The 14,801-nt window shown below is 41.2% G+C and carries 13 protein-coding genes; 8 read left to right on the forward strand and 5 right to left on the reverse strand.

Features of this window, described 5'->3' with window-relative positions; all coding sequences use genetic code 11:
• A complete protein-coding gene (locus MKS89_RS03850; RefSeq protein ID WP_072962195.1) occupies positions 1-807 on the forward strand; it encodes a restriction endonuclease in 807 nt (268 codons plus the stop codon).
• Between the two features lie 33 nt (positions 808-840).
• Here the strand turns inward: MKS89_RS03850 and MKS89_RS03855 are convergent, their stop codons facing one another.
• From MKS89_RS03855 to MKS89_RS03870, 4 genes are all read right to left on the reverse strand, one after another.
• On the reverse strand, positions 841-2,823 hold the full coding sequence (locus tag MKS89_RS03855) for a DNA phosphorothioation-associated putative methyltransferase (RefSeq protein WP_072962199.1): 1,983 nt from the start codon (positions 2,821-2,823) through the stop codon (positions 841-843).
• 266 nt (positions 2,824-3,089) lie between these two features.
• Positions 3,090-4,523: a cell envelope integrity TolA family protein gene (locus tag MKS89_RS03860; RefSeq protein WP_252518338.1), complete on the reverse strand. Its 1,434-nt coding sequence runs from the start codon at positions 4,521-4,523 to the stop codon at positions 3,090-3,092.
• A gap of 447 nt (positions 4,524-4,970) precedes the next feature.
• Positions 4,971-5,648, reverse strand: coding sequence for a type 1 glutamine amidotransferase domain-containing protein (locus tag MKS89_RS03865; protein WP_072962204.1), 678 nt, complete (start codon positions 5,646-5,648; stop codon positions 4,971-4,973).
• 159 nt (positions 5,649-5,807) lie between these two features.
• Positions 5,808-7,274: a coniferyl aldehyde dehydrogenase gene (locus MKS89_RS03870; protein ID WP_077316416.1), complete on the reverse strand. Its 1,467-nt coding sequence runs from the start codon at positions 7,272-7,274 to the stop codon at positions 5,808-5,810.
• Between the two features lie 232 nt (positions 7,275-7,506).
• Between MKS89_RS03870 and MKS89_RS03875 the strand changes: the two genes are divergently transcribed.
• The 7 genes from MKS89_RS03875 to MKS89_RS03900 all read left to right on the forward strand — a co-directional run bounded on the left by MKS89_RS03875 (position 7,507) and on the right by MKS89_RS03900 (position 14,498).
• Positions 7,507-8,400, forward strand: a complete 894-nt coding sequence (locus MKS89_RS03875) for a LysR family transcriptional regulator (RefSeq protein ID WP_021020848.1) — start codon at positions 7,507-7,509, stop codon at positions 8,398-8,400.
• A gap of 256 nt (positions 8,401-8,656) precedes the next feature.
• Positions 8,657-8,812 carry a DUF5989 family protein gene (locus MKS89_RS20925; protein ID WP_353844451.1) on the forward strand — a complete coding sequence of 52 codons (156 nt, stop codon included), beginning with the start codon at positions 8,657-8,659 and terminating at the stop codon, positions 8,810-8,812.
• Between the two features lie 152 nt (positions 8,813-8,964).
• The gene (locus MKS89_RS03880) at positions 8,965-9,912 is read left to right on the forward strand and encodes an SGNH/GDSL hydrolase family protein (protein WP_072962207.1); all 948 of its coding nucleotides are present in this window, start codon (positions 8,965-8,967) and stop codon (positions 9,910-9,912) included.
• Between the two features lies 1 nt (position 9,913).
• A complete protein-coding gene (locus MKS89_RS03885; RefSeq protein ID WP_072962209.1) occupies positions 9,914-10,306 on the forward strand; it encodes a hypothetical protein in 393 nt (130 codons plus the stop codon).
• 12 nt (positions 10,307-10,318) lie between these two features.
• On the forward strand, positions 10,319-12,079 hold the full coding sequence (locus MKS89_RS03890) for a carbamoyltransferase family protein (RefSeq protein WP_072962212.1): 1,761 nt from the start codon (positions 10,319-10,321) through the stop codon (positions 12,077-12,079).
• 33 nt (positions 12,080-12,112) lie between these two features.
• Positions 12,113-13,456 carry an MBOAT family O-acyltransferase gene (locus MKS89_RS03895; RefSeq protein ID WP_072962214.1) on the forward strand — a complete coding sequence of 448 codons (1,344 nt, stop codon included), beginning with the start codon at positions 12,113-12,115 and terminating at the stop codon, positions 13,454-13,456.
• A 1-nt stretch (position 13,457) separates the two neighbouring features.
• On the forward strand, positions 13,458-14,498 hold the full coding sequence (locus MKS89_RS03900; RefSeq protein ID WP_072962217.1) for an SGNH/GDSL hydrolase family protein: 1,041 nt from the start codon (positions 13,458-13,460) through the stop codon (positions 14,496-14,498).
• Between the two features lie 35 nt (positions 14,499-14,533).
• On the opposite strand, the gene MKS89_RS03905 is transcribed toward MKS89_RS03900, so the two are convergent.
• Positions 14,534-14,788, reverse strand: a complete 255-nt coding sequence (locus tag MKS89_RS03905; protein WP_072962219.1) for an acyl carrier protein — start codon at positions 14,786-14,788, stop codon at positions 14,534-14,536.
• Positions 14,789-14,801 lie beyond the last annotated feature (13 nt).

The raw sequence follows: 14,801 nt of genomic DNA on the forward strand, positions 1-14,801 counted from the left end.
ATGAAGATTTTTGAAGCTGCGATTCAGGCAATACATGTTCTGGGTAAACCCTCAAAACTTGATGAGATTTACAATACAATTGTTGAACATAATTTTTATAGTTTTGGTTCGAAGACACCTTTAGCAGCTTTGAGAGTAACTTTGGACCGACATTGTCAGAATAAAAATATCTCACAGATGCACAAAGAACGTTATTTTTACAAACATTCAGATGGTGAATACGAGTTATTAGACCAATATCGAACAGCATTTTCCTCATCTCATGTTGTTCGTGAACCAATGAACAGTGAGCTACAAGCTGAACAGTATATTCAACAAATTTCTATTTTGGCTGATAAGCAAAAAGAAAAGGCTAAAGTTGAAATTTTGGAATATTTGAGAAACATTTCACCTCAACAATTCGAAGAGTTCAGTTGTCACTTTTTGTCTAGATACGGATTTAAAAATATGTTGGTTACTTCTATCAGTAGAGATGGTGGAATTGATGTGAAAGGTGCCCTTAAGATTGGTATTGCGGAGATGAGAGTTGCAGCTCAATGTAAAAGATACGCTGAACACAATAAAGTTGGGCGACCCGATATATCTCAGTTCAGAGGGGATATATCCGGAGAGTTTGAGCAGGGGATTTTTATTACGACAAGCCGCTTTACGAAAGAAGCGATGGATATTTCGTATAAAACAGGGTGTGTTCCTATTGTTCTCATTGATGGTGAACAGCTGGCTGAGATTATGATTGATAAAGAAATTGGTATTCAAAAGCAAACGATAGCCGTTTATGATTTTGATGCGGATCTGATATTTGAATAACGGTCTGAATATTAATGATTTTATTGTAAGAGTTTATTTCTGGCTGAGAACATCATATTCTGTTCGATTCATGATGTTCTCGCAGTCAGAATCACATTCCATCCTTTTCGCCAACCGCCGATCAAAACTCAACTGCTTCTTATAATCCGGGTGTTCAACAGGGATGTATAAATGCCGGTTGAGTAGCGGTGGTCGTTTGTTTTCGTCTACGTAATCAAAGAAATCAATGTCCTGATCGGCCATTTTGATTTTGATGCGTTCGACTAAGAACGGGACTGATTTTTCAAAATCATCATAGGCTGTCAGGGTGAGTTTACCGGAGGTGATGTGCACTTTGATTAGATCGATGGATTCATCCAGTTCCCCATACATTTGCAAGCCTGCACCGACATATACGCGCAAAAGCAGCGGTAAGTCATCAATATAGTCTTTATGAAAAACCAGTGAGTGACCTTCATTGAGTAAACTGGCTGGCAGACGTTGATATGCCTTCTGACATTGTTCATGGATCAAGTCGGTATCCGCGATGGCAAACAGTAACTCTGTAGCTAAATTGAGCGCAGTTTTGTAATCGCCGAACAGGGCTTTGATATCTCGTTTTAAAGACTCCGGCTGCTGGGTATAGGGCTTGCGTTTCTCAAATAGTCCTATCGAGAAATAGAGCAACAGGTCTTCTTTACGGTTCTGCTCTGCTTGTTCAAAAGCCGTGCTATCAAATAACTCCCGCAGTAAAGTAAATATCTTCTTATGTGAGCCGATGAGTTGTCGGATGTCACCTGACTGTTCAAATTCATCGTGAGCAGGAATGCGTCCTAGTTCGAGACAGGTATTCCAGAATTGCTCAAACAGTTCCTGATGTTGTGTAATGATCAGTTTAGCTTTATCTCTGGCTTCAATGGGTGATGGAGACGTGAGTTGTTTCCAGACATGATGACGGGTGTATTTTTTCTGCAAGTATTGTTGTTCTTCGAGCTTATCTTTGAAGATATAAAAAATGCCCGGTGCAACTGCAATCACATCCTCTTGCAGGCTTCTTTCGAGATAGGCTTTGATCTCTGATTGGGCGTAATACTTCTGAAAGGTATTGCGTGAGGTGATCACGCCGTCTTTGTATGGTGTGAATTGTGCGATATAGCTTTCATTGGCCAACATGACAGAGACAACCAGAAATTTTTCGGTTAGTTCCCAGGCGCTGAGCAGGGCGTCGAGCCGTTCGTCTTTATCTTCAATTACGTTCAACACAAAGCCTAAATTGACGATGTCAGAGGTAATTTTGTCGGTGTCTGGGCAGTAAATCGGATCCCAACCTAATGCATCGATTCCGTGTGCTTCCAGTTCGCGTAGATCATCACCTTTGCCACAGCCATAATCAAAAACTGAGTAGTTGCCTTCTAAAAAACTGTGTTTGGCTAATGATTTCATCGGTGCGGAGAGTTCATGGCGGACCAATGCCGTTTTATAGCGATCGATATTATCTTCGCTTACTTCGTCGGTAAGCGCCGAACGACGAAACAAGCGACCATCGACCAGTTCATAGCCATGCTTGCGGATCAGATTTTCCCAGGTTCTTTTAAAACCGATGATACGAGTGTTTTCATACAGTCCGGCATTTTCTCCTTCTTGAGTGATTATCGTGAATTGTTCATAGTAGGGATTATTCTCAAGCACCATCGTTTCTTTACGGTGCAAAATTGGTGGATTTTCCGAGTGATGATAAGTAATGATTTTATGTGTCAATTTGGACAGATCAACGTTTAGACTTTGTTTCAAAGCGGGATAGGAATCGGTGTAAAAATCAGGGTAGCTTAAGAGTGAGAGACGAAATTCTTTCTTGAATAGTTTGACTAAGTCCCATTGCTCTTCCGGTAAATTGACGGCCTGACCGACGGCTGGAATAAACTTTTGCAACACTTCAGGGAGTGCTGTAAACGCATCTTTATGTAAGTAGATTGCTTCCGGAAGGTGTTTACCAGCAGTGATTTGAGCGACCAAACGAGAAAACAGTTCCTTGTCCATTGCAAAACTCCACCGTTATTTATGATGTTGTATTGTATCGGCTTTGGTGTACGTTTTCTTCCTCTTCTCTCCAATCCCCCGTAACCCTCGGAATCCACGAAGAAATGCACTGTACCCTACATCGGGAGCACCGGAAATATCTCGACTATCATCGGGTTGAGTTGTTTAAAGGATTCTGAACCGACTCGTTTTCAATGATATATACAGAGAATGAAAACCTGCCCATCGATGGGCAGGTTCGGTTACGTTTGTTGGTCAACAATATATTAGTTGAGTTTCTCTACATGAATAAATTTAAATAGGTAGTTAGGTTCCGTCATACTGCCTTTCATTGTGTCACTGAACTCTCGGATACAGTCGTTTTTATTTGAAAATAAATAGCCATCAAACCGAATTATGTCACCACGGCTTAGCTTGAAGGCAGACTGGAATATGTCACTGCTCGGGTCGAGCAAGCTATTTGCACCAATATCACTAAAGGTATTATTAGAGGTGGTTAGGTGCATATTTTCACCGAACTTCACGGCGAGTACCCCTTTCCCTTCACTGTTGGTTGTCAGATTTGTTACTTTACCAATCCAACCGTAATGTTTGCCTTGGAGATCACATAGTTTATTTTTCCGTTGTTCACGGGAGGCTCCTTTTGACTGTTCACTTGTTGCTTCTTGATATGCCATTTGGCCGTTGTAAGATGCAATGGTTAATTTGAGTTGAGATAATGGATAGTCGTCGGCATATTTAGATAGTTCGCTATCGAATAAGCGTTTTTTTTGTAATTCAGTTACAAGATTCTGTCTTTCCTTCTCATCTTGTTCCGCTACAGCTGGTTTTCCGGTTGTTGTTTGTTCAACTGCTACTTGTTCGGCTGCTACTTTTTTAGGGGTTGCTTGTTCGGCTGCTACTTTTTCAGCGGCTGCTTGTTCGACTGCTACTTTTTCAGCGGCTGCTTGTTCGACTGCTACTTTTTCAGCGGCTGCTTGTTCGACTGCTGCTTTTTCAGCGACTGCTTGTTCGACTGCTGCTTTTTCAGCGGCTGCTTGTTCGACTGCTGCTTTTTCAGCGGCTGCTTGTTCGGCTGCTGTTTTTTCAGCGGCTGCTTGTTCGGCTGCTGTTTTTTCAGCGGCTGCTTGTTCGGCTGCTGCTTTTTCAGCGGCTGCTTTTTTTCTCATTTCTTCCTGACGTTTTTTCTCAGCAGCGATCCGTTGTTGTCTTGCTTTTTCTTTTTGTGCTTTTTTCTGTTGTTCAAGTTTATTAATTTTTGATTGGTAGATGTTTAGATCATCATCTAGTTTTTTCGCAGTTTGGCGTATTTTTTCAGCATTATCACCACTGTAAATATATTTCAGATCGCTATACAGTGTTTGGGTATCGTGAGAGACTTTGAGGCCATGATAGCTGGAAATATGTTTATATCGTTTCATGATTGGGTCGGCATACCCTCGAGCATCTTGTAATAATTTTCTTTTTTGTTCTTGCTCTTGTTTTTCTTTTTTGTCTTGTTTTTCCATCGCTGAGTCAACTAAATCGCCACCGATTTTGACGACATCACCAAGGCCGAAAGCATGAGCGTTATTTTCAATTGATGAATAAGAGAAGCCAATCAAAAATAAGAAGCATGATTTGGCAAACAAGTGCTGCCAACTTTTTATCAATGTTTTATCATTTAAACGAAAATTGTTTTTTCTTCGATTCATATCCATACAGCATTTCCAACGTGTTGTTAAGGCATATTGATTTATGTCAATGTTTATATTGAACTTTAGCCCGTCAAAAGAAGCTACCATCATAAATATAACTTTCTATATATCAATAGAAACATTTCTATTATTTGATGATTTTTAAAGAAATTATATTGTCGACGCTGTTAATGACAGGGCGGATGTAATCCGATCTAATATCGTAGTGACTTGCCTTTAAAGAAGGGCTCGCAAATTGGAAAAATTGTTGGATTAGCATCCGCGAGGGGATGCAGTGTTCCCTGCACCGGGAGCATCAGCAATATCTTGGTTATCATCAGGGGGAATTGTTTAAGGGGGACTGAGAATGAGCAAGTGCTATAAAAAACCTGCTCAAATCAGAGCAGGCCGAAAAAGTATCGTTTGGATATAGACAGTAGATTGTTTGAGCTTTATCTGCTCAGGTAATGATTATGCCAGTTTTTTCAACAGCGCCTGAGCGACTGCTTCAGAGCTGGCTGGGTTTTGCCCGGTGATCAACAGGCCATCTTCAACCACATAAGGTGCCCAGTCTGCGCCTTTTTCATACAGACCGCCGAGTGCCTGAAACTCATCTTCGATCAGAAACGGAACCACATCCGTCAGTTGCACGGCTGATTCTTCGTTGTTGGTAAAACCAGTCACTTTGCGTCCTTGAATCAGCGGGGCTCCGTCGGCTGCTTTGACATGACGTAGTACGCCCGGTGCGTGACAGACAAAGCTGATCGGTTTATTCGCACGTTCAAAGCTTTCGATGAGCTGAATCGAATCTTGTGAGTTGGTCAGATCCCAAAGTGGTCCGTGCCCGCCTGGGTAGAAGACTGCATCAAAATCTTCGTGTTTGATACCTGCCAGCTTGACCGTATTCGCAAGGGCTTGCTGTGCGGCAGGGTCGGCTTTAAAGCGGTGTGTCTGCTCGGTTTGAAAATCAGCCAGATCACTTTTTGGATCGAGTGGTGGCTGTCCACCGTTTGGTGAGGCGAGTACGACTTCAGCGCCTGCATCGATAAAGCTGTAGTAGGGGGCTGCGAATTCTTCGAGCCAGAAGCCTGTTTTTTCACCGGTGTTGCCGAGTTCACTATGTGAGGTCAGAACCATTAAAATCTTCATTATTCTCTTCCTTTTCAAGTCATTGTTGTTTGTGTTTGTGGATTGCATCTAGGGGCTATTGACCTTTCGTGATGGTTTTTGCAGCAATTTGTCGTGCATTTAGTCAAGGCAGGTCATGTGAAGTGTAGCGATCGACATGAACCCAGCCCCTAAAAGCGTTTACTGCGCTAAAAACGCTTCCAGTTGTGTCAATTTATCGGCATAAGGTGCTCTCAGTCTCAGGTTGGATGGACCTTCTGGACTGTGGATGACAATCGGTTTGGCATGGCTGAAACGGCGGAAACCGTGAATACCATGATACGCGCCAATCCCGGAAGCACCAACCCCGCCAAAAGGCAGATCTTCAATGGTCACGTGCGTCATGACATCATTGATGACCAGTCCACCCGAAGTGGTTTGACTGGCGAATTGTGCCTGTTGCGTCTGGCTTTCGCCGAAATAGTAAGCGGCCAACGGGCGAGGATGCTGATTAATGTAATCAATGGCATCTTCTAGTTCGTGATAGGTTTTCACCGGGAGCAGTGGGCCGAAAATTTCTTCTTGCATAATTGCCATATCATCCGTGATATCAAGAACCAGATGCGGGGCAATTTTGCGACTGGATGCAGCGAAATCAACTTCATCACCCGGGGCGAGGCTGATCACGCGGGCACCTTTTTGTTGCGCATCTTCAAGTAACTCGACCAAACGCTGATAGTGTCGCTCGCTGATGATTGCTGTGTAGTCCGTATTCGCTTGAAGTGTCGGGAAACTCTGGCGCATGAATTGTTGCGCGGCGTCAATCAGTTGTTGCTCTGCACCTTGAGGGAGCAGGATGTAATCCGGGGACAGACAGATTTGACCTGCGTTAAACGTTTTAATGGTCAGGGTTCTTGCCACCGCGGTAGACACATCTGCATCCGGTGCGATGACGACCGGAGATTTACCGCCGAGTTCGAGGGTGACGGGCACCAGATTTTCTGACGCTGCACGCATGACGAGTTTGCCGACCGCGGTACTGCCGGTAAACAGCAGGTGATCGAATGGCAGGGAACTGAATTGTTGGGCGATTTTGCTATCGCCTAGCACCACGACAAATTCCATCGGGTCAAAGTAACGTCCAACCAGCTCGGCAACCAGTTCAGATGTTTTCGGTGTCAGCTCTGACGGTTTGAGCATCACGGTATTACCCGCAGAGAAAATACCCGCCAGTGGGCCAAATGAAAGATTCAGCGGAAAGTTCCATGGGCTGATAACACCGACGACGCCCAGTGGCTGAGGCTGAATTCGGGCTTGTAGGCCTGCTTGTTCAGTGTCGACCGTTTCGGCTGTCATCCATTGTGCAACATGTTCTGCTGCGTGCTGGAGCGCTCGTATTGACGTCGTAATATCGGCGACCATTGACTGATAAGTGCTGCGGTGTCCGAAGTCTTCACTCATGGCTTGTGACAGCGCGACGCGATTTTCTTTCAGTAAGCGAATCGCACGCAACAGACGGTCTTGACGTAATTCAGCATCTGCGGGGCCAGATTTGAGGTGAGCCCGTTTCATGCTGCTAAGAATTGACTTCATCTCATTGAACGATGATGCATCGGAAGAATCGAGGTTCGCTGCGATGACCTGAGCGGATGATGTTTGAACGGACATATAGACTCCTTAATCAAGCTGACAATGTATGTCGAAGACAGTGATTGATCACTTTGCTTTCAAAACTCAGCGTTTTTGACAATGTAACTGTTTCATTCAACGCAAATGAGTGATTCGACTGCTGTGCTTCAAGATGGGGAAATCATATATGAGAGTAGCGTAATCATGCTAACAAGGTTATTTTAGATGGGGTATAAATATATTTATGATCCCTTTAGGGAGAGGTGTTGCTATGTCACTTGCTCGTTTAAGAACCTTTGTGGAAGTTTATCGTCAGCGCTCGATCAGTGCTGCGGCAAGAAATCTCAACTTGACGCAACCGGCGGTGTCACAACATATTGCCGGGCTGGAAGTAGCAGTCGGGAGAAAACTATTTACTCGCGAAGCCTCTGGTGTGGAGCCGACGACAGCGGCTGATGAACTGGCGATGGATATCGGAGATAAGTTGGATGCCGTTGAATCGGCGCTGGCACAGGCGAGGTCGCGTTCAATCAATATGGAAGGCGTACTACAAATGATTGGTCATGCCGATTTTATGGCTGAAGTCATTGCACCGCGGCTCTTACCGTTGTTGCAGTCAGGCATTCGCATCCGGATGCATGCCGGTGATGGGGATTTAGTTCACCATATGTTGGTCGAAGGGCACTGTGATTTGGGATTTACCGCCCATCCGGTGACGGATAAACGTCTGCGTAGCGAAACGGTAATGGAAGCGCCGGTGATGGCGGTTGCCGCACCGGAAGTTGCGGCCAGAATTGCTCAGGCAGAGGATTTAACGCAGGCTTTGCTGAATGAGTCGATGTTGACTTACAACCTTGAATTGTCGGTTATTGATCGTTGGTTGAAGAAAAACAACCTGCATTTGGGGAGTCATCCCCCGGCATTGGTCAGTCAGGATTTACGGTCTTTACGCCGTTTACTGATTGAAGGGTTCGGTTGGACAGTGATGCCGGACTATTTGTGTCGTGAGCAAATACAGCGTGGTGAGCTGCAACAGATCAAAGCCCCGATAGCGGATACGCGATTGGAATATTATATGGCATGGACTCCCAGTGCGCTGCGTCAGCCACGGATCGCTCATGCACGGCAAACGCTTTTATGGGCGTTGAATCCACAGCACAGATAGGGAATCTCATAATTGACACTTGTTCCAATTTATGATCATGTTAAATAATTGTTATATTTAATGGTCATATTGATTTTTTTGTTATTTAAAAGGTATATAAAATGTCTGGGTAATTCTGTTTCCGAATATTTGTTTTCTCTAAGGTTTAATGTTCAATTATACTCATAATGAGATTTTAAACAGCCTTATGTGTACAACAGGTTTATAGTCGATATGTAGTCATACTTATGTTTTTAACGTCAAGAATAGGTCAAGTATGAAAGAAGTTTTTGTTGAGTTATTGGGTTTTTTGCTTTCTAAAAAAAGTCGGATAATTTTGCTGCCTTTTTTGTTGGTTTTGTTTCTTTTATCCGGCTTGTTTGTGTTCTCTAGTGGCTCAAGTTGGGCGCCATTCATCTATGCTATTTTCTAAAAATTTTTTGTAAAAGAGAATGTTTCCGTTTGTTCAGTGATTATCGATGTTACCTGTTTTGGTATTGTTTGTGAGTAACTGCAGCTAGCCACTTGTGTTTCTGGTGTATCGATAATCGCTTTCTTATTTGGTGACGAAAGGGATTTATTAATATGAGTTCATGGGGGCGTAATAGCCTTTTGATGCTATTCGGTGTGGTTTTAGCGTTGATTCTTGGTGAAGGTCTTGTACGTTTGGCGACGATGAGCCAAGAGAATTATGTCATTGAAATGTGGCGTTATGCCAATTTGCTGAAAGAGAAAAGCCCAGATCCGAATATCGGACATCAGCACATACCGAATCGTTCTGCGACGTTGCAGAATGTTACGATTCAGATTAATAGTCTAGGGATGCGTGGGCCTGAACCAGATAAAACATCAACTCATCGTGTTGCAATTGTCGGAGATTCTATCGCGCTGGGATGGGGAGTCGAGGATGCCGATAGTCTCAGAGGACAACTTGAACATGAGTTGCCAGCTGATGTGGATGTGGTCAATGCCGGCATCGGAAACATGAATTTGAATCAGTCGGTGACATTATGGAAATCGATTGGGCAAAGCTTATCGGCAGATACTCTTGTTGTACTCGTTACCCCTCGATCGACAGCCCAAGTTACAACTCAATCCCCCGGATGGCTGGTAGAACATAGTGAATTGGCTGCTTTGGCCTCTACATTTATTCAGCAAATTATCAGTGGTAAATTTGGTAAAGAAGCTTTACTTGATGGATACCGCCAACAATGGCAAAGCTCTACTGGTCAGATGGTGTTGTCTCAGGCATTCAACCAGTTGAAACAAATTCAAAATAAAACCAAAAGCCGCATTATTATCGTCTCTATTCCGGAGATGCATGATTTTAATCATTATCAATTCTCATTTATGGAAAAAATTACCCAAAAATTTGCTCAACAGTATCAGTTTGACTTTATTAATCCCTTACCGATGTTTCAGGGGGCGCCAACGTCGTCATTCTGGGTCTCTCAAAATGATATTCATTTGAATAAAAAGGCATTAGGAATCATATCAGGATTGATCGCTGAAAAAATGAAGAAGGAGCTTTAGAATGGTGAATAATGTATCTGCGGGGAGGCAACAGATCCGTATCCGTCTGTTGGCTCTCAGTTGTGGATTATTGATGTTTTCCGGAGTGATGAGTTTTGTCAAAGAAGTCATGTGGATATGGGCAGTTCCATTTGCTGTCATCATATTACTGTATGCTTTAATTGCGCCAATGAAGTTACAATTTGTAATTAAAGCTTTTGATAAAATCCATGCCTTGATTGGCAAGGGACTATTCTGGGTTTTGTTTTTTGTTTTTATTACACCGCTGAGTTGGTTATTACGTTTGTTCCGTCCTAAATTGCTCCCTTTAAAAATAGATAAGCATCTATCTAGTTATTGGGGAGAGCCAGAAAAAGATCTGATTACTTCAGATGATTTTAAAAAGCAATTCTAAAGGAATGCATGGATGACTTATATTCTCGGTATATCTGCATTCTATCATGATAGTGCTGTCGCATTGCTTCGTGATGGAGAGATTCTTTCGGCTGTTCAAGAAGAACGCTTTAGTCGCGTGAAGAATGATGATGTGTTCCCGAAAAATGCGATGGAATGGATTTTACAGCAGCATAATGTCACGATGGAGCATATTGATTATGTGATTTTTTATGAAAAACCATTTAATAAATTTGAAAGAATTCTAGAAACTTGTATACGTTTTGCTCCGAGAGGATATCAGCTATTTAGTCATGCAATTCCTATCTGGTTGAAGGAAAAACTATTTCAGAAAGTTAATTTAAAAAAACAGTTGATTGAATTCAAAGGTGGAGAGCTTTGGAATCAAAAGTTACTCTTTTCTGACCACCACTTATCTCATAGCGCTGCTGCTTTTTATCCGTCTCCTTTTGAGTCGGCTGCTATATTGACGATTGATGGGGTCGGTGAATGGGCGACAACGACAGTTGCGATAGGATCGGGACAGGATATTCGAAGAATCAAAGAGATGTCTTTTCCCCATTCTTTAGGCATGCTCTATTCTGCAATTACAGCTTTTCTGGGATTTAAAGTTAATTCTGGTGAATATAAGATCATGGGACTTGCACCCTATGGCCAGCCAGTTTATAGCACTTTGATCAAAGAAAATCTGGTGAATATTAAATCGGATGGCAGTTTTCGCCTGAATATGAAGTATTTTCGTTTTGCGACTGAGCTTCGTATGTATAGTCCGGAACTTGAACGGTTGTTTGGGATATCGGCTAGGCAACCGGAAAGTTGTTTAGAGCAGGTTCATATGGATATTGCTGCGTCTATTCAGGAAGTCACTGATGAGATATTTTTGGCCTTAGCCCGATATGTGAGAGAACTTACCGGAGAAGTGAACTTGTGTTTAGCCGGAGGTGTCGCATTGAACTGTGCGGCGGCTGGGAAAGTGCTGAAAAGTGGGGTGTTTGAGCGAATCTGGATACAACCTGCCGCGGGAGATGCAGGAAGTGCATTAGGCGCTGCACAAGTATGTCATCATATGTACCTTCAATCTCCAAGAACTCCTGCATCTGATTATATGCCCTATCTTGGACCGGCATTTGAACAAGACACAGCTTTGGCTCAATTAGATAATATGGATGCCGAGTATCGTCTTGTGCCGGACGAGCAGTTATTTCAATTAACGGCTGATGCTTTAGCTGATGGTAAAATTATTGCTTGGTTCCAAGGGAAAGCTGAATTCAGTCCCAGAGCATTAGGAAATCGCTCTATTCTGGCGGATCCCCGAGTGCCAGACTTGAAGCGAGAACTCAATCTAAAAATTAAGTACCGAGAATCATTCCGGCCGTTTGCTCCCGTGATATTAGAAGAATATGCAAGTGAATGGTTTGATATTGAGGGCGCTTCGCCACATATGAATTTCATTTATACGGCTAAAGATGGCGTGAATCATAAACTTCCATCTGTTATTCATGTTGATGGCACAGCAAGACTTCAGACCGTCTCTGAGCGTACGAATCAGCGGTTTTATCAGTTAATGAAGCAGTTTTATGAAATAACGGGATGTCCTGTATTGGTTAATACGAGTCTGAATGTCAGGGGAGAGCCGATGGTTCTTTCTCCTGAAGATGCATTTAACTGTTTTATGAATACAGAAATTGATATGTTGGTGATTGGTAATATTGTGCTTGATAAACACAAACAAAGAAGCCAAAAGTATCAGAAATATAATTACGAATTAGACTGAACGGATCCGATTTGGTGGAGTTTATATAGATCTATGCTTTTTCAATTACCTGTTTTTTTGCTATTTTTTTCATCCATATTATTGACGATTCGTCTGGTTCGTGACAATCGATGGCAAAAATTTATTCTATTGGTGAGTAGTATATTTTTCTACGCGTATTGGAATGTTCATTATATTTATATATTAGTTTTTTACATTATTTTGGGCGTTCTGTCATGTCAGTTATTGATTCAAAGAAAAAAATCACTTGCTCTTTTAGTCATAATTAGCTTAATTCCATTAATATTTTTTAAATATACTGATTTTGTGCTAGAAAGTATTGGATTAGATATGAGGCTTGGACTCGGTCTTCCATTAGGTCTTTCATTTATTACTTTTACATTAATCAGTATGATGGTTGATTTTTCCCGTTCTTCCAAGAAAAAATTTACGGTTTTGGACATTAGTCTCTATATCAGTTTTTTCCCACATTTAATCGCTGGACCAATTTTAAGAAGTCGAGAGTTAATCCCACAGCTTTCCAAAATTAAAGTGTCTTGGCAGAATATTGTTTATAATCTGCCTCTGTTTTCAGTTGGGATGATAAAAAAAGTTTTGATCGCAGATCAGATCGGGGCTTATGTTCACCCTATATTCTTGAATCCGGAATCAAATGATAGTGTTAGTTTATTGCTTGCTGCGATTGGGTTCAGTATCCAGATTTATTGTGATTTCAGTGCCTACTCGGATATGGCGATTGCAACAGCTGGTGCTTTGGGGGTTCGCTTTCCTGAAAATTTTCATTCTCCTTATTTGTCCCACTCGCTTACGGAAACATGGAAACGTTGGCATATGACCTTGAGCTTTTGGCTACGAGATTATATTTTCATCCCTCTGGTACGTCATTTCCGTAATACTTTGCCCTATATGCCGATTTTTATCACAATGTTGGTTTCGGGATTGTGGCATGGTGCTAACTGGAATTTTGTTTTGTGGGGCGGGATTCAGGGCGTTATCATGATTTTGGAAAAATACAGTGGATATGAACGGTTTGTAGAAGCGAATAAATATGTGAAGCCGTTGGGGATCATATTGAACTTTACTGTTTGGACACTGTTACTGATATTGTTTCGTAATCCATCTCTTGATATGGCGATGTCTTATTATCAATCATTATTTTCTTTTCATATTGATCCCATAACATCGAAAGAGATCGGTATCTTGATTTTGATTGTATTAACGCTAGCTCTACATGCATTTGATAGTGCTGACTATGTACGAAATAAATTGATTAAAATCCCATTTTATATATCAGTTCCAATTATGATTACGATTGTTCTGGGCTGCTCAATGGTTGCAGCACAGAGACCAGAAAGTTTTTATTATTTTGACTTTTAATATGATGAAGAAATTTAAATATTCTATTGCGCTATTATTTTTTATTGTATTACTTGGCTTGCTTGTTGATGCAGGGAGTGATTTTCTGTTGTATGCTAGAGACTATTATCGGTCGGTAAGTGACAAGAATAATTTTATCCAAAGTTTACCTAAAAATCTAGATCGTCAGAAATATGCTAAGTATTATGATGATACCCGTGCTCTCGAAACTTATTATCTTCCATATATAGGGGGTGTCATTCCACCGGGAGAGTATGGGATATATAAAATTGATAAATTTGGTAGAAGGGAGTACAGTCATCATGCTTCTAAAAAACAAACCAAGAGTATATTAGTCTTAGGAGCCTCTCAAAGTTTTGGTTTCTATAATTCTTCCGATACAACATTAGTTCGTTATCTTGCAGAGTTATTGCCTGAATATAGGATTGACAATTATTCATCTCCAGGACAGAAGGTCTCTCAGAATCTTGCTAATTGGCAAAGAATTCATAATACTAAAAGCCATCATTATGATCTGGCTATTATTGTTAATGGACCGGTTGACTATATAATTGAACATGCAAAGTTTAAAAATGTAAAAGTTAAGGGAAGAGATAATGAGATAGCACTGGTTTATTTTCTACGTTTAGTTAAAAATAAAATTAAAAATGTAGTTTTAACATCTGATTATGATATTTCATCCCGTGATATGAAATATTATGAAACTGCGATTCCGAAGAAAATAATGAATGGCTTTGAAGACATCATAGGTTATGGTTCTGACTTGAATATAAAAACTTTAATCTTTATTCCTCCGGCTATTTGGGGGAATAAAGCTAGTGTGGATAATATTAATAAGAATATAACAGAAAATGAATTTATGAATTCTATAGCAAGGAATTTATCCGACCTATCTAGAAAAAATAGTCATGTTATTGATATGTCTAATATATTTAACGATAAAAATGAGCTGTTTTTCTTGGATGCTGGTAGTCATTTGACCCCGAATGGGAATAAATTGTTAGCTCAAAAAATAGCACATTACATAAAAGCCAATGATTAAGCTTTCGACAAATAATTTCACAAAAACAAGGTGTATTATTTTTGTGAAATTATGTACTGCTCAATGAGATTAATGGTATCTATTTGTTTGAATACTTCATTATCTGAAGACGAAGTGTAAATATCGTATTCATCTTCAAGGAATAATGTTAACTCTGCGATGTCAAGTGAGTCGAAGAGATTTGATTCGATAAGCGAGTCATCATCACTGATATTAACATCAGTTTCTTGTCCATTTTTTTTCAGTAAGTACTGGACAAATTCTCTTATTTTTTCTTTATTACTTTCCATGGTTCCCTCTACT

This window comes from Vibrio gazogenes (assembly GCF_023920225.1).
GTDB classification, from domain to species: Bacteria; Pseudomonadota; Gammaproteobacteria; order Enterobacterales; family Vibrionaceae; genus Vibrio; species Vibrio gazogenes.